The sequence below is a fragment of the Arthrobacter sp. U41 genome (genome assembly GCF_007679325.1).
In the GTDB taxonomy this organism is placed as follows: Bacteria; Actinomycetota; Actinomycetes; order Actinomycetales; family Micrococcaceae; genus Arthrobacter.
The window spans coordinates 1040500-1063017 of record NZ_VEGI01000001.1 but is presented as its reverse complement, the minus strand read 5'-3'; the positions used below and the strand labels follow the sequence as shown (position 1 = coordinate 1063017).

19 protein-coding genes are annotated in these 22518 nt (G+C 64.8%); 14 read left to right on the top strand and 5 right to left on the bottom strand.

All coding sequences use genetic code 11. From position 1 onward, the window contains the following. Positions 1-102: 102 nt before the first annotated feature. Both FS787_RS04820 and FS787_RS04815 read left to right on the top strand, forming a co-directional pair. Entirely contained in the window at positions 103-1323 is a 1221-nt protein-coding gene (locus tag FS787_RS04820; protein ID WP_144671133.1) for a pyridoxal phosphate-dependent aminotransferase, read from the top strand. A 74-nt stretch (positions 1324-1397) separates the two neighbouring features. Continuing rightward, a complete protein-coding gene (locus FS787_RS04815; RefSeq protein WP_144671132.1) occupies positions 1398-2252 on the top strand; it encodes a polyphosphate kinase 2 family protein in 855 nt (284 codons plus the stop codon). Between the two features lie 36 nt (positions 2253-2288). On the opposite strand, the gene FS787_RS04810 is transcribed toward FS787_RS04815, so the two are convergent. Together FS787_RS04810 and xseA are read right to left on the bottom strand one after the other, a co-directional pair. Continuing rightward, positions 2289-2519, bottom strand: a complete 231-nt coding sequence (locus FS787_RS04810) for an exodeoxyribonuclease VII small subunit (RefSeq protein ID WP_144671131.1) — start codon at positions 2517-2519, stop codon at positions 2289-2291. Between the two features lie 52 nt (positions 2520-2571). Next, on the bottom strand, positions 2572-3858 hold the full coding sequence (gene xseA / locus FS787_RS04805) for an exodeoxyribonuclease VII large subunit (RefSeq protein WP_144671130.1): 1287 nt from the start codon (positions 3856-3858) through the stop codon (positions 2572-2574). A 234-nt stretch (positions 3859-4092) separates the two neighbouring features. Between xseA and FS787_RS04800 the strand changes: the two genes are divergently transcribed. Next, positions 4093-4935: a hypothetical protein gene (locus FS787_RS04800; RefSeq protein ID WP_144671129.1), complete on the top strand. Its 843-nt coding sequence runs from the start codon at positions 4093-4095 to the stop codon at positions 4933-4935. A gap of 44 nt (positions 4936-4979) precedes the next feature. Beyond that, positions 4980-6071, top strand: a complete 1092-nt coding sequence (locus FS787_RS04795) for a 4-hydroxy-3-methylbut-2-enyl diphosphate reductase (RefSeq protein ID WP_144671128.1) — start codon at positions 4980-4982, stop codon at positions 6069-6071. 22 nt (positions 6072-6093) lie between these two features. Here the strand turns inward: FS787_RS04795 and FS787_RS04790 are convergent, their stop codons facing one another. Further along, positions 6094-7392: a DNA recombination protein RmuC gene (locus tag FS787_RS04790; RefSeq protein WP_144671127.1), complete on the bottom strand. Its 1299-nt coding sequence runs from the start codon at positions 7390-7392 to the stop codon at positions 6094-6096. Between the two features lie 105 nt (positions 7393-7497). On the opposite strand from FS787_RS04790, the gene ychF reads away from it, so the two are divergent. From ychF to FS787_RS04770, 4 genes are all read left to right on the top strand, one after another. Beyond that, positions 7498-8583: a redox-regulated ATPase YchF gene (gene ychF / locus FS787_RS04785; protein WP_144671126.1), complete on the top strand. Its 1086-nt coding sequence runs from the start codon at positions 7498-7500 to the stop codon at positions 8581-8583. Positions 8584-9131: 548 nt separating this feature from the next. Next, positions 9132-9842 (top strand): 4a-hydroxytetrahydrobiopterin dehydratase, encoded by a 711-nt coding sequence (locus FS787_RS04780; RefSeq protein ID WP_144671125.1) that lies wholly within the window; start codon positions 9132-9134, stop codon positions 9840-9842. 76 nt (positions 9843-9918) lie between these two features. Further along, positions 9919-10374: a hypothetical protein gene (locus FS787_RS04775; protein WP_144671124.1), complete on the top strand. Its 456-nt coding sequence runs from the start codon at positions 9919-9921 to the stop codon at positions 10372-10374. A gap of 336 nt (positions 10375-10710) precedes the next feature. Continuing rightward, positions 10711-11364, top strand: coding sequence for an SDR family oxidoreductase (locus FS787_RS04770; protein WP_144671123.1), 654 nt, complete (start codon positions 10711-10713; stop codon positions 11362-11364). Between the two features lie 113 nt (positions 11365-11477). Here FS787_RS04770 and FS787_RS04765 read toward each other — a convergent pair whose 3' ends face one another. Next, positions 11478-12203 carry an alpha/beta fold hydrolase gene (locus FS787_RS04765; protein WP_144671122.1) on the bottom strand — a complete coding sequence of 242 codons (726 nt, stop codon included), beginning with the start codon at positions 12201-12203 and terminating at the stop codon, positions 11478-11480. Between the two features lie 73 nt (positions 12204-12276). On the opposite strand from FS787_RS04765, the gene FS787_RS04760 reads away from it, so the two are divergent. The 4 genes from FS787_RS04760 (at position 12277) to FS787_RS04745 (ending at position 17959) form a co-directional block, all read left to right on the top strand. Further along, positions 12277-12972, top strand: a complete 696-nt coding sequence (locus FS787_RS04760; RefSeq protein ID WP_144671968.1) for a YafY family protein — start codon at positions 12277-12279, stop codon at positions 12970-12972. Between the two features lie 386 nt (positions 12973-13358). After that, a complete protein-coding gene (locus FS787_RS04755) occupies positions 13359-15140 on the top strand; it encodes an ABC transporter family substrate-binding protein (RefSeq protein ID WP_144671121.1) in 1782 nt (593 codons plus the stop codon). A 180-nt stretch (positions 15141-15320) separates the two neighbouring features. Continuing rightward, positions 15321-16862, top strand: coding sequence for an ABC transporter permease (locus tag FS787_RS04750; RefSeq protein WP_144671120.1), 1542 nt, complete (start codon positions 15321-15323; stop codon positions 16860-16862). Next, complete coding sequence (locus FS787_RS04745) at positions 16859-17959, top strand: ABC transporter permease (RefSeq protein WP_395940314.1); 1101 nt, start codon at positions 16859-16861, stop codon at positions 17957-17959. The genes FS787_RS04750 and FS787_RS04745 overlap by 4 nt, the downstream gene beginning before the upstream one ends. Positions 17960-17992: 33 nt before the next feature. Here FS787_RS04745 and FS787_RS04740 read toward each other — a convergent pair whose 3' ends face one another. Then, on the bottom strand, positions 17993-18619 hold the full coding sequence (locus tag FS787_RS04740) for a PH domain-containing protein (protein WP_144671119.1): 627 nt from the start codon (positions 18617-18619) through the stop codon (positions 17993-17995). A gap of 79 nt (positions 18620-18698) precedes the next feature. On the opposite strand from FS787_RS04740, the gene FS787_RS04735 reads away from it, so the two are divergent. Both FS787_RS04735 and FS787_RS04730 read left to right on the top strand, forming a co-directional pair. Then, complete coding sequence (locus tag FS787_RS04735; RefSeq protein ID WP_144671118.1) at positions 18699-20528, top strand: ABC transporter ATP-binding protein; 1830 nt, start codon at positions 18699-18701, stop codon at positions 20526-20528. Positions 20529-20780: 252 nt separating this feature from the next. Beyond that, on the top strand, positions 20781-22466 hold the full coding sequence (locus FS787_RS04730; protein ID WP_144671117.1) for an ABC transporter substrate-binding protein: 1686 nt from the start codon (positions 20781-20783) through the stop codon (positions 22464-22466). The last annotated feature ends 52 nt before the right edge of the window (positions 22467-22518 follow it).

The following is a 22518-nucleotide window of genomic DNA, read 5'->3' as shown; positions in this document are numbered from 1 at the left end:
GCTCCGGCAGCCGCCGTCGTGCGTTTCCCGCCCGTGACGGGCGGACCCCGCTGTGAGACACATCTCAGCGGAAGTACATCCGCCATATGGCATATTTGATGGATGGCAGAATTCAAGCAGTCCACCAAGCTTCATAATGTCCTTTACGACATCCGTGGACCGATCCTTCAGGCCGCCCAGCAGATGGAGGCAGAGGGTCACCGCATCCTCAAACTGAACATCGGGAACCCCGCCCCTTTTGGGTTTGAAGCGCCGGACGCGATTCTGGTGGACATGATCCGCCACCTGCCGCATGCCCAGGGCTACAGCGATTCCCGCGGGATTTTCTCCGCCCGGACGGCAGTCTCGCAGTATTACCAGACCCGCGGCATCCAGAACATCCACGTTGATGACATTTACCTGGGCAACGGCGTCAGCGAGCTGATCACGATGTCCCTCATGGCGCTGCTGGACGACGGCGACGAGGTCCTGATCCCCACCCCCGACTACCCGCTGTGGACGGCCTCCGTGGCCCTGGCCGGCGGCCGGCCCGTGCACTACCTCTGCGACGAGGATTCCGGCTGGCAGCCTGACCTCGAGGACATGGAAGCCAAGATCACCCCGCGCACCAAGGGCATTGTGGTGATCAACCCGAACAACCCCACCGGTGCGGTGTACCCGGAGGACACGCTCAAGAAGATCGTTGCCCTGGCCGAGAAGCACGGCCTGGTCCTCTTCGCCGACGAGATCTACGAGAAGATCCTCTACGAGGACGCCGTCCATGTGAACATGGCCGCCCTGACCGGCGACGACGTCCTGTGCTTGACGTTCAGCGGCCTGTCCAAGGCCTACCGCGTGTGCGGCTACCGGGCCGGGTGGATGGCCATTTCGGGGCCGAAAAAGGACGCTGCGGACTACCTCGAGGGCATCAGCCTGCTCGCGAACATGCGCCTGTGCGCCAACGTCCCGGCCCAGCACGCGATCCAGACGGCACTTGGCGGGTACCAGAGCATCAACGACCTGATCCTGCCCGGCGGACGCCTGCTGGAGCAGCGGAACAAGGCCTACGACATGCTCAACGCCATTCCCGGGGTCAGCACCCAGCAGGCACGCGGCGCCATGTACCTCTTCCCCAAGCTCGATCCCGAGGTCTTCCACATCCGCGACGACGAGAAATTCGTCCTGGACCTGCTGCGCGAACAGAAGATCCTCGTCTCGCATGGCCGCGCCTTCAACTGGGTGCGCCCGGACCACTTCCGGATGGTCACCCTGCCCCTGGTCAAGGACCTCGAAGAGGCAATCAACCGCATGGCGGACTTCCTGAGCCGGTACAAGGGGAACTAGCCTAGGGCTCAGCAGCGCGGCACGGGCGATGGCCCGGTGGCGGAAGGGCTGCCTGAACGGGAAAGAGGCTTGTCATGGCAGACATCGTGGGATTCAAGGAGCCACCCGCCGACACCTTGAAGGTGGGCAAAGACTTTAAACTCAAGGACGCGGATGCGGACGCCACCCCCGGCTACGACGGAGACAAGGACGACGGCGAGGCGCTGCTGGCCGATCTTGATGACAACCTCACCGAGCTCCAGGAGCAGCTCTTCGCCGAGTCCCGCTTCGGGGGCACCAAGCGCGTGCTGCTCATCCTGCAGGCAATGGACACCGCCGGCAAAGGCGGGATCGTGACCCATGTCATGGGTGCCATGAACCCGCAGGGTGTCCAAATGAAGTCCTTCAAAGCGCCGACACCCGAGGAGAAGTCCTACGATTTCCTCTGGCGGATCGAGAAGGAAGTGCCGGCGGCGGGAATGGTGGGTGTTTTTGACCGGTCCCACTACGAGGACGTGCTGATCCACCGGGTCCACCGATGGGCGAGCCCCGAGGAACTGGAACGCCGGTATATCGCCATCAACGAGTTCGAGGCCCGGCAGGCGGCCGCCGGAACCAAGATCGTCAAGGTCATGTTGAACATCAGCCGGGACGAGCAGAAGGAACGGCTGCTGGCCCGCCTCGACGAGCCGGCCAAGCTCTGGAAGTACAGCAGCAACGATCTGAAGGAACGCGCGTTCTGGAGCGACTACATGGACGCTTACCAGAAGGCCTTCGAGAAGACGGCCACCGAGGCCGCCCCGTGGTACGTCGTCCCGGCGAACAAGAAGTGGTACGCCCGGATCGCTGTTCAGCAGCTGTTGCTGGACGCGCTGGAAGGCCTGAAGCTGAAGTGGCCGGTCCCGGACCTCGACGTTGCCATGGAACGGGAACTGGTGGAGCGTTCCTGACCGGGCTCCGGCTGCCTGCGGCCGGCGGGTGGCCTGCTAGCCGTCCTGCGCGGGCTGGTCCCGCGCCGCGGCCAGCCGCTTGCGGGCACCCTCGAGCCACTCCTCGCAGCGTTTGGCCAGCGCCTCGCCGCGTTCCCAGAGCGCCAGCGACTCTTCGAGGCTCGCCCCGCCGGCTTCGAGCCTGCTGACAACGCCGACGAGCTGCTCGCGGGCGTCCTCGTAGCTCAAACCCTCGATGTCGGCATTGGGCGTTGTTTCTACTGCCATGGCGTGGTGCTCCTTGCTGTGCGTCCCGCGGGACGGATCGATCGGGTGGAGTTCAGTCTTCTGCCGGTTCCTGGCCGCCGGTTGACTCCGCGGTGAACCGGCCCCCGGCCACGCGGACCGTCAGCGGGGTTCCCGACGGCGCCTGGTCGGGGTGCCGCACGACGTCCCGGCGGACCCCGGGCGCCGAGCCGGCGTCGGCGAGCTGGACCACGGCGTATCCGCGGTCCAGGGTCTTCTGCGGCGACAGGGCCCGGACCTGGGCCTTCAGGTGGACCAGCTGGTCGGCGGCCCGGACGACAGCGGCGGTGACTGCCGCCTGGGAGCGGCCCTTGAGCCGTTCGACGTCGTCGTGCCGGTGGCTGACCATAACCTCCGGGGCGGCCAGGACTGGGCGGGAGCGCAGCGACGCCAGGCGGTCAGTCTCACGCTCCACCAGCCGGGTGGCGCCGCGGCGCAGATGGTCCCGGGCCTGCCGGACTCGGACCAGTTCTTCCGCAACGTCCGGGACGATCCGCTTGGCGGCATCTGTGGGTGTGGAGGCGCGCAGGTCCGCGACATCGTCCAGGATGGGCCGGTCTGCCTCGTGGCCGATCGCACTCACCACCGGAGTCGAGGCGGCGGACACGGCCCGGATGAGCTCTTCATTGCTGAACGGCAGCAGATCCTCCAGGGCACCGCCGCCGCGGGCAATGACAATCACATCCACGTGGGGGTCCGCATCCAGCTCGCGCAGGGCAGCGATCACCTGCGCGACGGCGGTGTTGCCCTGGACTGCCACCTCGCGGACGTCGAATTCGACGGCGGGCCAGCGAAGGGCGGCGTTCCGCAGCACGTCCTTCTTGGCATCCGAATCGCGGCCGGTGATCAGGCCGATCCGGTGGGGGAGCAGGGGCAGGCGTTTTTTGCGGGCGTCGGAGAACAGCCCTTCGGCGGCGAGGGCGTGGCGCAGCCGCTCGATCCTGGCGAGCAGATCCCCCAGGCCCACCGCCCGGATGTCTTTCACGGACATGTTCAGCCGGCCAGTCTTGAGCCAGAATTCTGCCTTGATCAGGGCCACCACCCGGGAGCCGCGTTCCAGCGGGATTTCCTGCCGGTCAAGGACCTTGGTCCAGGCGGACGCCGGGAGGGAAATCTCCGCGTCGATGTCCCGCAGCGTCAGGTAGGCGTTGGTGCCCCGCCGGTTCATTTCGATGACCTGGCCCTCGACCCACGCGGACGGGGCGCGGTCGATGTGCATCTTGAGTTTTTGGGACAGCAGCTGCAGCGGCCACGGGTTGTCCGGGCTGGTTTCCGCCGCTGTGGCCGGTACGGTGGTGGCTGCCGCGACGTCCTCAGACATGCCGGGACTCCGGTGCGGAGGTGGCCTTGTGCATATGGGTGGTTGTCCTTTGCCGGGGCGGGGCTGTCAGCAGGTACACCCCTCAGCGATTGCGCGTCCAGGAGGGCCACCGGCAGACAGCTCGAACTTGTCTGTTTCAACTCTATCCATAGCTCTATCATCGGGCTCCGACTTTATTGATCCGCAGGCCGCCCCCGTAGGATGGCACTACCCAACAACCTCCTAGGAATTCTTGTGCGCACTTTTGTCTCGGCCGTAGCGGTACTCATCGGGCTTGTCCTGGCAGCTGTTGCCGTTCCGGCCATGTGGGTGGACAGGAATCTCGTCCAGGAGGATGGTTTTGTGGCGTTCACCGCGCCGCTGGGCAAGGACCCGGTATTCCAGCAGCGGCTGGCCGGAGCCGCCGTCGGCAGTCTCGGTGCGGAGCAAATCCCCGCAGCGCTTTCGGGGCTGGTGACGCCCGTCCTGGAAAGCGCGGCCCGCTCCCTGACCACCATGCCCGGCTACCCCGAAGCCTGGACCGAAACACTGCGCAAAAGCCACCGGCTGAACTTCGCGGACCCTGCGTCCCTGCCTGCCGAAGCCGACGGCGTCACCTCACTGACCTTGGACCTCGCGCCCCTCGTCGGCCTGGTGGCCAAGCAGGTGGCGGATGCCACGACACTGCCGCTGGAGGCCCCGGACCAGTTGCTGATCACCATCGGGCAGCCCGAACACCGGCAGGCCCTCGACCGGGTGGCCGCCTTCGCGCCGATGGGCTACGCCGTGGCCGTCGGTGCCCTGATCGCGTTCGCCCTGGCCTTTGTGGCCGCACGTCGGCGCTGGACGGTCCTGGCCGGCATCGGGCTGGGAACGATCGTGCTGGCCGGGGCCTGGAAGCTGGCCGCCGACGCGGTCGCGGCCGCGGTGACCGGAACGTCCAGCGGCAACGAAGTCGCAGAGATCTTCAAGAGTGAGTTTGTCGCCGCGGCCGGTTCGAGTTTCGGGCAGTGGATCCTGGCGGCGGCCATGGTGGGAGGTGTCCTGCTGGCAGCCGGACTCGTCCTGCGCGTCGTCGCCCTGCGCCGCCGCGCCTGAGGCCCCCACACCGGCGCCCCGCTCAACACCGGTAGCATTGGGGCATGACCTCCACTGCTGTTTCCATTCCGATGCCAACCGTTCCGCGCCGGCGGCGTACGCCGGAGGAAGTCCTGGCCGCAGCCCCCGTCGACGGCCCGAAGAGGGTCCTGCTCGCAGCCCCGCGCGGCTACTGCGCCGGCGTTGACCGGGCGGTCATTGCAGTGGAAAAGGCGCTGGAGCACTACGGCCCGCCGGTCTACGTCCGCAAGCAGATTGTCCACAACGTTCATGTGGTGAGTTCCCTTGAGGAAAAGGGCGCCATCTTCGTCGACGAGACGGACGAGGTCCCCGAGGGCGCCCTGGTGATCTTTTCCGCCCACGGTGTGTCGCCGGCCGTGGTCCAGTCCGCCGAGGACCGGGGGCTGCGGACCATTGACGCCACGTGCCCCCTCGTGACCAAGGTGCACAAAGAGGCGGTGCGCTTCGCGAAGGACGACTTCGACATCCTGCTGATCGGCCACGACGGCCACGAAGAAGTCGAAGGAACCGCGGGGGAGGCTCCCGAACACATCCAGATCATCAACGGCCCGCACGAGGTCGACAAGGTGACCGTCCGGGATCCGGAGAAGGTGATCTGGCTTTCCCAGACCACCCTCAGCGTGGACGAAACCATGGAAACGGTCCGCCTGCTCAAGGAACGGTTCCCCACCCTGCAGGACCCGCCCAGCGATGACATCTGCTACGCCACCACCAACCGCCAGGTGGCCATCAAGAAGATCTCACCGCAGGCCGACCTCGTGATTGTGGTCGGATCGGCCAACTCGTCGAACTCGGTCCGCCTCGTGGAGGTGGCGCTGGAATACGGTGCCAAGGCCTCCTACCGCGTGGACTTCGCCAACGAAGTGGACGAATCCTGGTTTGAGGGCGCGGCCACCGTGGGCGTGACCTCTGGCGCCTCGGTACCGGAAGTCCTGGTCAAGGACGTCCTGCGCCTGCTCGCCGACTACGGCTACGGCTCGGTCGAGGAAGTTGTCACGGCCGAGGAAGACCTGCTGTTCTCGCTGCCGAAGGAGCTTCGCGCCACGCTGAAGCAGGCCGGCGACGTGACCCGCGCCCTTGGCGGCCGCGGGACACGGCCCTCGCAGACTTCCTAGGAGTCCCCTCCGCGGCTGTTTCCTAGGCTGCGGACTCCCGGTCGGCGTCGTCGAGTGCATCATTCAGCGACTCCTTCGTCGCCCGGCCGCCGGCGCCGGCCTCCGGACCGCTTCCGGGCTGGAGTTCCGGGGCCGCTACGGACCGCGGCGTGACCTCCACGGCTGCGGGCGTCGTCAGCCCGGCCGCGTCCAGGGCGTTGAGCTTCCGGGCCGTCGGCAGCACCCGGGCTTCCAGCGTGCCCACCATGGAGTTGTAGCGGTCCACGGACGTTTTGAGGGAGGCGCCGAGCTTGGTGACGTTCTCGCCGAGTGTCCCCATCCGCTCATAGAGCTGGTGGGCGAGTTCGAAGAGTTCCCGCGCGCTGTCCGTCAGGACGTCCTGGCGCCAGGTGAAAGCGACGGACTTCAGGACCGCGAGCAGGGTGGAGGGGGACGCCAGCACGACATTCCTGGATAGGGAGTAGTCCAGCAGCGCCGGGTCCGCAGACAGTGCGGCGGCCAGGATCGACTCGGCCGGCAGGAAGCACACCACAAGTTCGGGGGAGTTGCCCGGAATGTCCCAGTATTTCTTGCTGCTCAGCGCGTCCACATGGGCCTTCAGGGCCTTGGCGTGGGCCAGCAGGTGGGTCTGCTGGCCGCCCAGCTGCGCGTGCTGCTGCCCGCCGGCGGACGCCCCCAGTTCCTGGGCCGCGAGGTAGGACGTGAGCGGAACCTTGGCATCGACCACCAGCTGCTTCCCTCCGGGCAGCTGCACGACGAGGTCGGGCCGGACATTCGTCTCCGCCGCCGAGTTGTGCTGCTGCCCGCTGTGGACCTGTTCATGGAAATCGACATGCCGCAGCATCCCGGCCGCCTCGACCACGCGGCGCAACTGGACTTCCCCCCACTGGCCCCGGGCGCTGTTGGACCGCAGGGCTGATTCCAGCGCATGCGTGGAGCGCAGGAGCTGTTCGTCGGACAGCCGGGCTTCCTGCAGCTGCTGGGCGAGCTGGCCGTACTGCTCCAAGCGGTCGCGTTCCAGCAGGGACACCTGCTGCTGGACCGCGGTGAGTTTCTCCGCCACCGGCGCCAGCGCCCGCAGGACACTGCCGTCCTGGTTCCGGGATTCGCCCAGGTCGCGGTTCTGCGCAGCCAGCAGGCGCCGCTCGGCGTCGGCTGCGGCGAACTGGGCACTGACCTCGGAGAGCCGGGCGGAGACGGCGTCGAAGTCCTGCTCTACGGCGAGAGAACGGCGGCGGAGCAACACGTAGACCACTGCGGCGCCGGCGACGGCGCCGACGAGCAGCATGAGCAGGGCAAGAATCAATGCAAAAGCTTCCATGCCTTCACTTTGGCACGCCCCGGTGACAGTTTCCGGCCGGCGCCCTGCGGACGGCGGGCCGGGCCGTCACAGGGTCCCCGGCAGCAGCGGGTAGAATTAGTACTCGTGGCTCTTACTATTGGCATCGTCGGACTGCCCAACGTCGGCAAATCAACTCTTTTCAACGCACTGACCCGCAACCAGGTGCTCGCAGCGAACTACCCGTTCGCCACGATCGAGCCCAACGTCGGTGTGGTCAACCTGCCGGACCCGCGGCTCGCCAAGCTGGCCGCCGTCTTCGGCTCCCAGCGGCTGCTGCCCGCGCCGGTGTCCTTCGTGGACATCGCCGGGATCGTGAAGGGCGCGTCGGTGGGTGAAGGCCTGGGCAACAAGTTCCTCGCCAACATCCGCGAGGCCGAGGCCATCGCCCAGGTTGTCCGCGTGTTCGATGATCCCGACGTCATCCACGTCGACGGCAAAGTGGATCCCGGCTCCGACATGGAGACCATCAACACCGAGCTGATCCTGGCCGATCTCCAGACGATCGAAAACGCCATTCCCCGGATCGAAAAAGAAGTCAAGATCAAGAAGCGGGAAGCCGCCGAGCTGGCCGCCATCAAGGCGGCCCAGGCCGTGCTTGAACGCGGCGACACCATCTTCTCCTCGATCAAGAGCGACAAGCTGGAGATGGAGCACCTCAAGGAGCTCGGTCTTCTGACCGCCAAGCCGTTCATCTACGTCTTCAACGCGGACGAAGGCATCCTCGGAAGCCCGGAGAAGCAGGCGGAGCTGCGGGCCATGGTGGCCCCGGCCGACGCGATCTTCCTCGACGCCAAGCTCGAATCCGACCTCGTCGAGCTGGACGAGGAAGAGGCCCGCGAAATGCTGGAGATGAACGGACAGGACGAATCCGGCCTCGACCAGCTGGCCCGCGTCGGGTTCCACACCCTCGGACTGCAGACCTACCTCACGGCGGGGCCCAAGGAAACCCGGGCCTGGACCATCCACCAGGGTGACACCGCACCGCAGGCCGCCGGCGTCATCCACTCCGACTTCCAGCGCGGCTTCATCAAGGCCGAAGTGGTCTCCTTCGACGACCTCATCGAGGCCGGATCCATGGCCGAGGCGAAGTCCCGCGGCAAGGTCCGCATTGAAGGCAAGGAATACGTCATGGCCGACGGCGACGTGGTCGAATTTAGGTTCAATGTGTAGGTCCTGACCTCCCAGGAACCTTTTGCGATAGCCGCCAAGAACACGTGTTCTTGGCGGCTATCGCATTCTGTCACCGGTTGCGACGTCAAAGTGAGTACGCATCTTGTCGCGCAAGGAACGACTGGCCAGTGTTCGAGGCCAGAACCGTGTGACGCTCGCTTGTCCCTTGCCGGCGACCATTGTCCCTCCCAGAGCCGACCACGGTTCGTTCCAGCTGGTCCGACAGGCCTTAATGGACTCGGGATAGGGGATCACCGTGACGTCTGACTTTGCATCACAGAAATTTGGGTCAGCAAGAGGTGACCTCCCCGAACGCGTCCGGCTGGGTGATCCCTACTCGGAAGCAAAGCGCCCGTTAGGCCACCGGCTTGCGGGCTGCTGCCCACTACCACGTTCGCGTTGGAGGAGACACCTTCGGTTAGGCAGCAGGCGCTGACTTCCCTTGAAGATGCGTTCGGTATCGGTTTTACTGTTGGCAACAGCGGCGGGAGGCACGTACTGATGGCGATTTCCGGCGCTCAGACTCAACCATAGGTGAGGCTCGGAACATGGACATGCTGAATGGCGAGGAGATCGCTGAGGCGCGGCTGGCCGACTGGCGCAAGTTGGCCCAGGGACTTCATGCCCGCTATCTGGTGGACGACTTCGGCGCCGGTGCACGGTTCGTTACTGCGGTAGGCGAGGCGGGCGATGCGCTCGGGCACCACCCGAGTGTGTCGATCGGCAAAGGCTATGTCGATCTCAAGATGGTCAGCGCCGACGCCATCTACCGCGACGACGAGGGCACCGAGCGCGTCGTCGAGTGGGTAACCCAGCAAGATATCGACCTCGCGCGACGGATCACCGAGATCGCCGCTGACCACGACATCGACGCCGACCCGGCCTCGGTCAGCGTCATCGAGCTCGGTCTCGATACGGCCCACTCCGCGACCATCGCCCCGGTGTGGGCCGCCCTGTTGACCGGGAACGCCGAGGCCCAGGGTCACGGGTCGCCCAGCGACGAGATAAGGGATGCCACAGGGCGTGTGCCAAACCTGTGGTTTGGGGACGCCGGTGAGCACGGGACCCCGAGTCAGCGGTTTCACGTCGAGATCTATGTGGCGCCCGAAGTGGCCGAGCAACGAATCGCCGCTGCCGTCGCCGCGGGCGGGACTGTCGTCGATGACAGCATCGCGCCGTCGCTCACCGTAATCGCCGACCAGGACGGTAACACCGGAGTCCTATGCGTCGCCGAGTCCCCGATGAGATCTACCTCCTGACTCTCTTCGGCTCGTTCCCGAGACAAACCTGAGGCGGAGGGCGTCGCGCACGCCGCGCTCGTCTAGGCTGAACGGCGTGGACCGCACAGACATGGATGACGCTGCAACGCTAGTGACCCTGCTGCATTATGGGAAGCGCTCCTCGTCGCTCAGAGCGCTGCTGCCGGGGTGGGACATGCTGGAGGCCGACGTCCCTTCCCGGGAACGGCTAGAGACGGCGATAGCGATCCTGGTCGGTTCCCGCCTTGCCGAGGTCGACTCTTCTTGGGGGATGCGGCTCACGGAACAGGGCGTGCAGCTCAAGCAGTCCGTGAAAGGTGCTCGGGGGATGCGGGAGATACCGGCAGCAATCAGCGATCTGCTGGTAGGACGCCAGTTGAGTCGCGCAACGCTGAGATTGCCTCACGAGGTCTTTGATGCGGCGCGCGAGGACTATCTGGACGCGGCCCAACGCAGGGCTGAGCGCCGATCGCGACATCGCTGGTGGTGGCCCGACCCATCCAGAAACCGTCCAAAAAAGCCGTCGGGCTAGGATCGTCGCGCCGCCGAGCATGCGGACGTCGTCGCGGACGAGCTGTGCCAGCTGGGTCACCCGAACACATCCGAGACGTTCACCCGCCTGGCCGACCACCTGCGCAGCGGTGTGACTAGGGCCGCGCAGGGAATTCAAAGCAGACGCGTGTTCTATGCTGCGGACAGATTGCACACCCGCGGTTGCCAAGGCGGCCTGAATCCACAGGTCCTCGACCAAGCACCGCTTGTGGCGGAGACGAAGCCTGCCTCCTTGCATAGGGAATACCGCAGCCGTGCAACCTCAGAAAACCGGCGCTAGCTGGGCTGCCTGCCGCACGTGATTTAGGATCTATCAATGACGACTCTTCAGGGCGCGGTGGTTCTGGTAGTCGGCGCCACCGGCGGGCTCGGCGCGCGCATCGCCGCTCAGTTGGAGAGTAACGGCGCCATCGTTGTCCGGTCGTCAAAGTCTGCTGGGCACGATTTGCGCGCACCCTCTGTGATCCGGGAGGTGCTGGAGGACACCAATTTGCAGCACGGACGTCTCGACGGACTAGTGGTCGCGTCCGGGGTCGTCGCCTTCGGCGCCGCATCAGACCTTGAACCCGCCACGGTGGACGAACTTTTCGCTGTGAACACGACCAGTGCGATCCAGCTCATCACCCAGAGCCAGCCCTACCTCGCGGCCTCGGCACATGACGGCCGGGAGCCATTCGTCGTGACACTGAGCGGCGTTGTCGCTGAGACACCAGCCGCCGGTCTGGCAGCATACTCGGCGTCGAAAGCCGGGCTCGCGGCCTTCGTTGTCGCAGCAGCGCGCGAGTATCGTCGCGCGGGCATCCGCATCGTGGACGCCCGCCCGGGCCACACTGGCACCGCGCTGTCCGAGCATCCGATCGCCGGGTCAGCGCCGCGGTTCGGAGCGGCGCTGGACCCGGACCTGGTTGCCGCGCGGATTATCGCCGCGATCGTCGATGGCGAGAAGGATTTGCCCAGCACTGCCTTCTAGGCTCAGCACGGGAGGCATCGAAGCCCGATGCCTCCCGATTCCGCCGGCACGGGAGTCCGCGGCGCGGCACAAATACCACGGCATGGGTTCCGCGGACGCGGCTACGTGTTCTATCAGTTGTTAGAGGATTCCGTCGCAATTATCTGAGCAAGGTCGGATGGGCGGCTCCACATAGGCCAGTGGCCGGTCGGAAGGTCGACGTACTCAACGCTCTTGAGATTGGCGGCCTCGGCGAACATGGGATGGCCAGCCTTGACCAGTTCCATTACCTGCGAACTCGGGATTGAACAGCAAACGAAGGTGGTGGGTACGTCGAAGCGTGCGTCATTTTTGAGTTGCACAACCTGTCGTAGGACAGTTCCGGGCTCGGACACTGCGCGTTCCCGGAACCGCTCAAGTACATTGCTGCTCAGGCCCTCAAGGCTGGCCTGCTCACCGAGCATCTCGAAGGGTGGCAGCGGAAGTCCCTCCATATCCTCTGGGAGGTCGGGGGCAAAGGCGACCCCGGACGTTGCTGGGCCGCTGTCAACCCAGATCACACGGCTGACCAGTTCGGGGTGCCGATCGATCACAAGGCTCACCGGAGCGTTGGCTCCGCTATGCGCCACGATGACCACTGGCCCGGAGCTGCCAGTGGCGGCCTGTTCGATTGCCGCCACCTGCTCGTCCAGTGTTCTGGTCACCCGCTCGGTATCTGTTGTGTCGAGGCCGGGCAGGGTCAGCGGGACCGCCCGGTGGCCCAGGGATGTCAGGTGCTCCAGGACGTCGTCCCATGCCCATGCTCCCAGCCAGTGGCCGGGAATCAGAAGGATCGTCTGCTTGCTTGTGTCTGTTGTCATGCCACAATCCTCGCGCGCCTCGTGAACAACGGTATGGCACTATTTATGGCATGGTTCAGGGTGGGTGGGAGACATAAAGCGGGTGGAGCGCCTCCACGCATTGTCGGAGATGCTGCGACGCAGCGGGTCTCGGGGATGCACGGCAGACCGGTTGGCCAACGAGTTCGGCGTGTCTGTGCGCACGATCAAGAGAGACATTGATGCGCTTGAGAACAGTGGGGCTCCAATCTGGTCCCGTCCCGGACCAAGCGGTGGATATGGTCTGGCCACCCAAGCTAACCTCCCGCCTGTGAGCCTCACCCCCGCTCAGGCGGTGGCTCTCCTCGCCGCGGTTTCAGCTGCCCCTGATGCGCCTTACGCTGATCTTGCCTCGGTCGCCATCAGGAAGATCATGGACGTACTAGATCCTCGTACCCGCGTAAAGGTCGATGAACTAGCACGCCGCATCTGGGTTAACACGGATCAGCCCGGAACACGGGCCGTCAGATCGGCCCTTGAGGAAGCGATGTCTGAGCAGCACGTGGTTCGCATCCGCTACGCCGCACAGGATGGCAATAAGACCACCAGGGACGTTGAACCAGTAATTTTCGCCTCAACGAACGGCCACTGGTACCTGATTGGTTGGTGCCAGCTACGCAACGGAATGCGCTGGTTTCGCATGAGCCGCATCGAGCACGCCACGGTAACAAGGGCGCGCTGCGGCACCCATGACGTTGAGGAGATCGGTATCCCACCAGCAACATCCAGATCAGTACACGTTGAAGATTGATCCATGACTCAAGCGGCAGCCTCGGCGAAGGACGCGCAACGCTTTAGCCGCCTCCGCTGTCATTCGGCCGGATGTCGTCAAGTAATTAACGATTAACTCGAGAAGCCCCGATTTCCTCATCAGGGCTCCTTCTGTGTCCGGGGGAGATTAGCGCGGAGGTCCCGCCCCGTCAATACCCCCGACGGAATTCTGCGCCCGGATCACGGCCGAATGTTGCAGCTCTGTAACGAACTTTACAGTTGGTCAACTTTCGTCGCTTCGCGCTGATTTTGAGGTTTACGCTACATCCCATGTGAGACGCACCACACTGCCGCTGGGGGAGTGTGGACGTCTGCCCGGTGCCTACGGCCTCGGTCTCAACCACACCACAGAAACAAGGAGGCGGAATGCGCTTCGGTCGTATTTCCAAAGCAGTGGGCGTGGCAGCAGCAGCTGCCCTCGCCCTCAGCGCCTGCGCTGGCACCAGCGGCGGGTCATCCCCGTCGACTGCTGCGGCAGCAAGCAAATCAGGCGGATCTGCAACAGTCGTGGAGGTGAACGCGTTCAACACGTTCAACCCCAACACGGCGGACGGCAACACCGACATCAACTCGAAGATCAGCTACGCCACCCACTCGGGGTTCTTCTACATCGACAACAAGCTTAACGTTGTACGCAACGAAAAGTTCGGCAAGATGGAAAAGGTCTCGGACAACCCGTTGACGGTCAAGTACACCATCAACGAAGGCGTGAAGTGGTCGGACGGCACTCCCGTTACCGCAGCCGACCTGGTGCTGCAGTGGGCCGCATTCTCCGGGTACTACGACGACGCGAACGCAGAGGCCAAGACCGGAACGTCCTACTTCTCCTACGCCGGCGACCCCACGGGCATCGCCCTGACGGACTTCCCGGAGCTCGGCGAAGACGGCCGCTCCATGACGTTGAAGTACTCCAAGCCGTTCGCCGACTGGGAAATCGCCATTGGCGGACCCGGAATCGACATCCCGGCCCACGTCCTGGCCAAGAAGGCCGGACTGGCGGATGCCAAGGCGTTCGTCGACCTCGTCAAGGGCATGCCCCGCGGCGATGCCAAGGCACCCAAGCCTGCCAACGCGCAGCTGAAGGCCATGGCGGACATGTGGAACACCGGCTTCGATACCAAGACCCTGCCGGCCGATCCCAACCTGTACCTCTCCAACGGCCCCTACATCGTCAAGGGTGTCAACCAGGACCAGTCCCTGACCATGGTCAAGAACAAGGACTACAACTGGGGTCCGGAAGCCAACTTGGACGAGATCACGGTCCGCTACATCGGTTCCGCTCCCGCCCAGGTTCAGGCGCTTAAGAACGGCGAAGCCGACATCATCGCACCGCAGGCTTCCGCTGACACGGTGGAGCAGCTCAAGGCCCTCGAAAGCCAGGGCGTTACGGTCGAGGTCGGAAACCAGCTCTCCTACGACCACATCGACCTCAACTACACCGGCGTATTCGCCGAGAAGAATGTCCGCGAAGCGTTCATGAAGAGCGTCCCGCGCAAGGACATCGTTGACAAGATCGTCAAGAAGCTGGACCCGGAGGCCAAGCCGCTCGACTCCCAGCTGTTCGTGCCGGACCAGGCACTGTACGCCGACTCCGTCAAGGAGAACGGCTCCTCGGCCTACCAGGATGTCGACATCGAAGGTGCAAAGAAGCTCCTCAACGGTGCCACGCCTGAAGTCCGCATCATGTACAACAAGGACAACCCCAACCGTGCCGACGCGTTCGCACTGATCAGCGAGTCCGCCACCAAGGCCGGCTTCAAGATCGTCGACGGCGGCCTGGGCAAGTCTGACTGGGGTAAGGCCCTCGGTGACGGCTCCTACGATGCCACCATCTTCGGCTGGATCAACTCGGGTGTCGGCGTCTCCGGCGTTCCGCAGATCTTCAAGTCGGGCAACGACTCCAACTTCAACCTGTTCAGCGATCCGGAAGCCGACAAGCTCATGGATGAACTGATTGTCACCACCGACAAGACCAAGCAGGATGAGCTCATCAAGCAGATCGACCAGAAGATCTGGGCTTCCGCTTACGGCCTTCCGCTGTTCCAGGCAGTCGGCGTGGACGCTTACAGCGACCGCATCACCGGCGTGAAGTACATGCCGAACCAGACCGGTGTCTGGTGGAACTTCTGGGAATGGGCACAGAAGTAGCCGACGACCGCAAGTGACACTTAGCTAGCTCAAGGCGTCGGGACCGGGCAATTTGGTCCCGACGCCTTTCTAGCGACACCCCCTCATGATGGCGGGCCCGCCCCGCCATCGCGGGAAAACGGCCAAACTCTGCGACCGGTCCGGGCAACCCCTGGCCCCGAATACCGAGGTTCTATTCCAATGGTGACCTACATAGTCCGGCGGCTTATCACCGCCGCCCTCATACTTCTTGGTGCATCCTTCCTGGTGTATCTCCTGACAGCGGCGTCAGGCGACCCCCTCGAGGAATTCCGCGCCAGCAGCGCCCCCAACAAACAGCAACTGATGGACGCCCGCACCGAGTTGCTGCAGCTGGACACCCCGGCACCCATCCGGTACTTCCACTGGCTCGGCGGTGCCGCGCAGTGCCTCATCCCGTTCGCCAATTCGTGCGACCTGGGCAAGAACATTGCGGGCCAGCCCATTACCGATGCCCTCGGGCACGCACTGATCCAGACCCTGACCCTGGTCACCGGAGCCACCGTGCTGGCCATCCTGATCGGCATCACGCTCGGCATCATCACGGCGCTGCGCCAGTACAGCACCCTGGACTACGGCGTGACCTTCATGGCCTTCCTGTTCTTCTCCCTCCCGATCTTCTGGGTTGCGGTCCTCCTGAAGGAGTTCGGCGCCATCGGGTTCAACAACTTCCTCAGGAATCCTGAGATACCCATAGCGGCAGCCCTCGCCATCGGTGCCGTCTTCGGTGTGCTGGCGGCCGTGACAGTCGGCGGCGAGATGAAACGCAGGCTGCTCCTCGGCGGCGTTGTGTTCATGTTTGCCGCGGCCGTGCTGATGTACTTCTCCGCCACCGAGTGGTTCAAGAACCCCGGGCTGGGACCGCTGGTCATCGCGATCGCCGGCGTCGGTATTGCGTTCGCCGTGACCCTGCTCTCGGCAGGCCTCAAGAACCGCAAGGCGCTGCAGTCGGCGCTGATCGCCGTCGGCGTCGGGCTGGTTGTGTACTTCGTCATCCAGCCGCTGCTCGATCAAGCGACATTCCTGATGATCGTGCTCCTCGCGATCGCCGCGGTCCTTGTAGGGATGGGCATCGGCTACCTGATGGGCGGCTACGACCGCGGCCAGTCCATGCGGGCTGCCGCGATCACCTCGTTCCTGGTCGGATTCCTGATCCTGCTGGACCGTTTTATGCAGGCATGGCCCGCGTACTTCAACAACAGCCGGGTCCGCGGCCGCCCCATCGCCACCATTGGCGCCAGCACCCCGAACATCGAGGGCGACTTCTGGACCCTGAGCCTGGACTCCTTCACGCACCTGATCCTTCCGACCATTGCACTCATCCTGATTTCGCTGGCGGGATACACCCGATTCACCCGCGCCTCGATGCTGGAAATCATGAACATGGATTACATCCGGACCGCCCGGGCCAAGGGACTGTCGGAACGGACCGTGGTGATGCGCCATGCCTTCCGCAACGCGCTGATCCCGATCGCCACGATCGTTGCCTTCGACATCGGCGCGCTGATCGGCGGCGCCGTTATCACCGAAACCGTCTTCTCCGTCCGCGGGATGGGTTTCCTGTTCCTCGACGGCATCATGCACGTCGATCCCAACCCCGTGATGGGCGTCTTCCTCTGTGTGGCCATCACGGCCATGGGTTTCAACCTCATTGCGGACCTTGCGTACTCCGCACTTGATCCACGCGTAAGGGTAAAAGCATGAGCCAGCCAAGTCAGCAGGACGAGATCATGGCAGAAGACGCGGGGCTGCCGCAGTCCGCGGCCGGCATCGAGCCGGTCCTCGACGCCAAGGGCCTGAGCCAGGGGCAGATTGTCCGGAAACGGTTCCTGGGCCACACCGGGGCCATCATCGGACTCGTCGCCTTCTCCATCATCTTTGTTATGGCATTCACCTCCGTGGGCTACTGGGGCATCCCGGGCTGGTGGAAATACAGCCACGACGAGGTCACCCCGCTGGTCAACGACGGCGTGCCCACCGCCTCGCTGTGGCCGCTGGCCTGGGGCGAGCACCCCTTCGGCCAGGACCGCATCGGCCGCGACCTCTTCGCCATGACCATGCGCGGCGCCCAGCAGTCCATCACCGTCATGGTGGTGATCGGGCTCATTGCCGGCTTTATCGGCGTCGTGGTCGGGGCCCTGTCCGGGTACTTCCGCGGCTGGACCGAAGCGGTGCTGATGCGCCTCACCGACGTCATCATCATCATCCCGGGCCTGCTGCTCGCCGCCGTGATGGCACAGATGGCCGGCCGGCGTGACTCCGGCGGCTGGTTTTCCTCCTTTGCCAGCAACAACGGCGTCCTCGCGCTGGGCATCTTCCTCGGCCTGATCACGTGGGTGGGACTCGCCCGGCTGATGCGCGGGGAGTTCCTCTCACTGCGTGAACGCGAATTCGTGGACGCGGCCCGGATCTCGGGCGCCAGCAACGCCAGGATCATCTTCAAGCACATCCTGCCCAACGCCGTCGGTGTGCTGATTGTCAACATCACGCTGACCATGTCCGCCGCAATCCTCACCGAGACGGCCCTGAGCTACCTCGGCGTCGGCGTGAAGGCTCCGGACACCTCACTGGGGTTGCTCATTTCGCAGAATCAGGAGGCCTTTGCCACGCGGCCGTGGCTGTTCTGGTACCCGGGCCTGTTCATCGTCCTGATCTGCCTGAGCATCAACTTCATCGGTGACGGCCTGCGGGACGCCTTCGATCCGCGGCAGAAGAAGTTCAACGCCAAGAAGGCCAAGGACGCCGGGCATCCGCTTGAGCCGACGCCTGTCACCGCGTTCGACGGAACCAAGGACCACTAGGTGCCCACGTCCCGCAGCGACTGCACGGCCGAGCTACCGGGCGGCCACCGTCCAGTAGCTGGCCGCCAGCAACAGTACGACGGCGGCAGCCGCCGCCCAGCGGTACGTCACCTTCACCGCGGCGGCGGCGTCACCGGCGGCAAGCTCTCCGCTTTCCACCAGGTCCTGCCAGCGGGACCGTACGATCCGCGCTGCCTGGCCGGAATCGGTGGTCTTGAGATCCCCGGGCCGCACGGACTGGCCGGGACCGTAGGTTGTTGCGGGAAGGCCCCTGAGGTCCTCCGGCTGGGCGTTGCGCCCGCCCCAGATGCCGGGCGCGGGCGCTGCCCAGGCCGCGTAGCTCTTATCGGCCGTGACCAGGGTGAGGGCAAAGCGGGTGTCGACATGCACCAGCGCTTCCCAGGGCACCACGACGGTGCGGAACGGGTTCTCCAGCGTGACCCCGCGCTGGTGGACCACGACGGCGGGCATCCAGAACAGCTGCCAGCCAAGGAACGCGATCAGCAGCAGCGGCGCCGTTCCGGCCAGGGCCTCGAGGCCGGCAGTCATGACCGTGACCACGATGCCCAGCGCGGCAACCGACCAGGACAGCCAGGCGAACCAGAAATTCGTTCGGGCCTTGAAGATTTCAACGGTACCGGCATGCGGCGTAGAGCTCATGCCCCTAATAATTCAGTATTCCGAGCCGCAGCACTAATCCCCGGTGAACCGGCGGCCCGGGTGGAAGGAAAGCCCCATCATGACTGACTTCATCACCCTCGATCCCGTTGTTGCCCCTGCTCCGGGCAGGAACGAACCCGTACTTGAGGTCCGCGGGTTGAGCGTCGACTTCGGCGTGGACAAGAAATGGGTGCCGGCAGCGATCGGTCTGAACTACGAGGTGCGTGCCGGTGAAGTTCTCGCGATCGTGGGGGAGTCCGGATCCGGCAAGAGTGCCAGTTCGATGGCCCTGCTGGGCCTGCTGCCGAGCAACAGCCGGGTGACCGGAAGCGTCAAGCTCGTCGGGCAGGAACTGCTGGGGACGAACGAGGCGAACATCCGGGCCGTCCGGGGCAAGGAAGTTGCCGTGATCTTCCAGGAGCCCATGACGGCCCTGAACCCGGTCTACACGGTGGGCGCCCAGATCGTGGAGACGGTTCGGCTGCACAGCGAAGTGTCTCCCGACGAAGCCCGGCTCCGCGCCCTGCGTATGCTCGAGCTCGTGGAGCTGCCCGACCCGGAGAAGGCCTTCCGCTCCTATCCCCACCAGCTCTCCGGCGGCCAGCGGCAGCGCGCCATGATTGCCCAGTCCCTGTCCTGTGATCCCAAGCTGCTCATCGCGGATGAGCCCACCACGGCACTCGATGTGACCGTCCAGGCGGAAATCCTGGACCTCATGCGGAACCTGCGCAACAAGCTGGACAGCGCCATCGTCCTGATCACACACGACATGGGCGTCGTGGCTGACCTGGCGGACCGGATCGCGGTGATGCGCCGCGGCGTGATCGTTGAAACCGGCACGGCCGCCCAGATCTTCCACAACCCGCAGCACGAATACACCAAGGCCCTGCTGGCGGCCGTTCCGCACCTCGGCCAGGGAGGCTCGGACACCAGCGGGGAAGTGGACGTCACCGCGGCCCTCGCTGCCGCCGCCCACGCCGAACTCACCTCCATTCCGGAGGAGCAACTCCTCCGGCGCGAACGCGAGAACGCAGCTGCCCTCGCCGCTGCAGCCGCTGCGAAGCCGCAGGGCGAGCCGGTGCTGGAGCTGACCGATGTGGCCATCGAGTACCCCAAGCAGGGCCGGGTCCCCGCGTTCCGCGCCGTGGAGGGGGCCAACCTGGTGATCTATCCAGGGCAGGTTGTCGGGCTGGTGGGGGAGTCCGGTTCGGGCAAGACCACGATCGGCCGCGCCGCCGTCGGCCTGCTGCCCGTGGCGGCCGGCACTATGAAGGTGGTCGGCCAGGACATTTCCGCGGCGAAGCGGAACGGCCGGCAGCTTCACGAGATGCGACGCCACGTCGGCATGGTCTTCCAGGACCCGTCGTCGTCGCTGAACCCGCGGCTTCCCATCGGCGAGAGCATTGGCGAGCCGATGTTCCTGGCCGGCGTGGCGAAGGGCGTCGAGCTGCAGAAGCGGATCGAAGCGCTGCTGGATCAGGTGGAGCTCCCGCGCAACTACCGCAACCGCTACCCGCATGAGCTCTCCGGCGGCCAGAAGCAGCGCGTTGGCATCGCCCGGGCGCTCTCCCTCAAGCCGAAACTGATGGTCGCCGACGAGCCCACCTCTGCGCTGGACGTGTCCGTGCAGGCAAAGGTGCTCGATCTGTTCCAGAACCTGCAGAAGGAGCTCGGCTTTGCCTGCCTCTTCGTGACCCACGACCTCGCCGTCGTCGATGTGCTGGCGGACAGGATCTGCGTGATGCAGCGCGGCCGCATCGTCGAGCAGGGCACCCGCGACCAGATCCTGCGCAACCCGCAGGAACCCTACACCCAGCGTCTCCTGGCCGCCGTGCCGCTGCCGGATCCCGAAAAACAGCGGGAACGACGCGAGTTGCGGGCGCAGTTGATGGCGGCAGATCCGAGTTAACTGGCCCTAACCGGGATCGCCGGGCGGCGAATACTACCAGCCAGTAGCGTGTGACTTGAAATACATTGCGCTTGACGCTAGCGGTCACGCTTTTGTCGGGTCACGGTTTGGCAACAGAGTTCCAACATCCGGACAGTCTGGGGTTAGGCTACTCGTGTATGTAGGCCACGTCACAGGGGATACCCCTGTGCCTGCCTGCGGGGAAACATAAGTTTTTCCCTCACGAACTCCCCCAAACTCATAGGAGGCGGAATGCGTTTTTCGCGCACTTCCAAAGCACTGGGCATGGTGGCCATCGCCGCTCTCGCCCTGACCGGATGCGGTGCCGGAGGCGGCACCTCAAACGGTGCCGACCAGGCTGCCGGCGACCCCAACAAGGTCATCACGGCTTACAGCAACGAACCGCAGAACCCCCTGATGCCCGCCAACACCGGCGAAGTCTACGGCGGCCGCGTCGTTGAGCTGCTCTTCGAGGGCCTCACCAGCTACGACCCCAGCGGCAAGTCGGTCAACGCCCTGGCCGAGTCCATCGAATCCCCGGACGGCCAGAACTACACCATCAAGGTCAAGACGGGCACCAAGTTCACCAACGGCGAGGAAGTCACCGCCAAGAGCTTCGTGGACGCCTGGAACTTTGCCGCGTTGAGCACCAACGCGCAGGGCAACAGCAGCTTCTTCGAGTCCATCGAGGGCTACGACGCCGTCAGCGCCACCAAGACGCAGAAGGGAGCGGACGGCAAAGAGACCGACGTCCCCGCCCCCACCGCCCAGACCCTCTCCGGCCTGGTCCTGAAGGACGACACCACCATTGAGGTCAAGCTGGCCCAGCCGGAAGCCGACTGGCCGCTGCGCCTGGGCTACTCGGCGTTTATGCCGCTGCCCGCCGAGGCCATCAAGGATCCGAAGAAGTACGGCGAGAACCCGGTCGGCAACGGCCCGTACAAGATGGAGAAGGAAGGCGCCTGGCAGCACGACAGCCAGATCGCCCTGGTCAAGAACCCGGACTACAAGGGTGCCCGCGAAGCCAAGAACGGCGGCGTGACCTTCAAGTTCTACACCGATCCGGCCCCGGCCTACACGGACGTCCAGGGCAACAACCTGGATGTCACGGACGTTCTGCCCACGAACGCCCTGACGACGTTCACCTCGGATTTCCCGGAGAACAACCTGAACAAGCCGTACGCCGGCAACTCCACCCTGAACATCCCGGGCTACCTGCCCGAGTTCACGGGCGAAGCAGGCCAGCTGCGCCGCCAGGCACTCTCCATGGCGATCAACCGCGACGAGATCACCAAGGTCATCTTCTCCGGTACGCGCATCCCGGCCAAGGACTTCACCTCCCCGGCCATTGACGGCTACAACGAAAACGTGGCCGGTTCCGAGGTCCTGAAGTTCGATGCCGCCAAGGCAAAGGAACTCTGGGCCAAGGCTGACGCCATCACCCCGTGGCCCGCAGACAAGACCCTGCAGCTCGCGTACAACACTGACGGCGGCAACAAGGAATGGATCGACGCCGTTGCCAACAACTTCAAGAACAACCTGGGAATCAAGGCCGAAGGCCAGCCCTTCGCCAAGTTCGCTGAAATCCTGGAGCTGCGCAGCTCGAAGGAACTGCCGGGTCTGACCCGCGCCGGCTGGCAGGCCGACTACCCGTCGCTCTACAACTTCCTGGGCCCGCTCCTGAAGACCGGCGCCAGCGCCAACTACGAGGGCTACTCGAACCCCGAGTTCGACAAGCTCCTCAACGAAGGCCTGGGCGCTCAGTCCACCGAGGACGCCAACAAGAAGTTCACCCAGGCGCAGGAGATCCTGTTCAAGGACCTCCCCAACCTGCCGCTGTGGTACAACGCACGCCAGGCTGTCTGGAGCCAGAACGTCAGCAACGTTGACTCCGGCTGGAACGGCGTTCTGCAGTACTGGGCCATCACGGCCAAGTAACTTCCTGAGTTCCTGGAACTCATTCACACATCACTAAAGCTTGGGGGTCCGG

Excerpts from the sequence above, each read along its gene's own strand:
- FS787_RS04780 (WP_144671125.1), top strand. The coding sequence starts at position 9,132 with ATGGACATGCTGAATGGCGAGGAGATCGCTGAGGCGCGGCTGGCCGAC.
- FS787_RS04765 (WP_144671122.1), bottom strand. The coding sequence starts at position 12,203 with ATGACAACAGACACAAGCAAGCAGACGATCCTTCTGATTCCCGGCCAC.
- FS787_RS04810 (WP_144671131.1), bottom strand. The coding sequence starts at position 2,519 with ATGGCAGTAGAAACAACGCCCAATGCCGACATCGAGGGTTTGAGCTAC.
- FS787_RS04745 (WP_395940314.1), top strand. The coding sequence starts at position 16,859 with ATGAGCCAGCCAAGTCAGCAGGACGAGATCATGGCAGAAGACGCGGGG.
- FS787_RS04790 (WP_144671127.1), bottom strand. The coding sequence starts at position 7,392 with ATGGAAGCTTTTGCATTGATTCTTGCCCTGCTCATGCTGCTCGTCGGC.
- FS787_RS04730 (WP_144671117.1), top strand. The coding sequence starts at position 20,781 with ATGCGTTTTTCGCGCACTTCCAAAGCACTGGGCATGGTGGCCATCGCC.
- FS787_RS04750 (WP_144671120.1), top strand. The coding sequence starts at position 15,321 with ATGGTGACCTACATAGTCCGGCGGCTTATCACCGCCGCCCTCATACTT.
- FS787_RS04795 (WP_144671128.1), top strand. The coding sequence starts at position 4,980 with ATGACCTCCACTGCTGTTTCCATTCCGATGCCAACCGTTCCGCGCCGG.
- xseA (WP_144671130.1), bottom strand. The coding sequence starts at position 3,858 with ATGTCTGAGGACGTCGCGGCAGCCACCACCGTACCGGCCACAGCGGCG.
- FS787_RS04820 (WP_144671133.1), top strand. The coding sequence starts at position 103 with ATGGCAGAATTCAAGCAGTCCACCAAGCTTCATAATGTCCTTTACGAC.
- FS787_RS04740 (WP_144671119.1), bottom strand. The coding sequence starts at position 18,619 with ATGAGCTCTACGCCGCATGCCGGTACCGTTGAAATCTTCAAGGCCCGA.
- FS787_RS04735 (WP_144671118.1), top strand. The coding sequence starts at position 18,699 with ATGACTGACTTCATCACCCTCGATCCCGTTGTTGCCCCTGCTCCGGGC.
- FS787_RS04815 (WP_144671132.1), top strand. The coding sequence starts at position 1,398 with ATGGCAGACATCGTGGGATTCAAGGAGCCACCCGCCGACACCTTGAAG.
- FS787_RS04770 (WP_144671123.1), top strand. The coding sequence starts at position 10,711 with ATGACGACTCTTCAGGGCGCGGTGGTTCTGGTAGTCGGCGCCACCGGC.
- FS787_RS04755 (WP_144671121.1), top strand. The coding sequence starts at position 13,359 with ATGCGCTTCGGTCGTATTTCCAAAGCAGTGGGCGTGGCAGCAGCAGCT.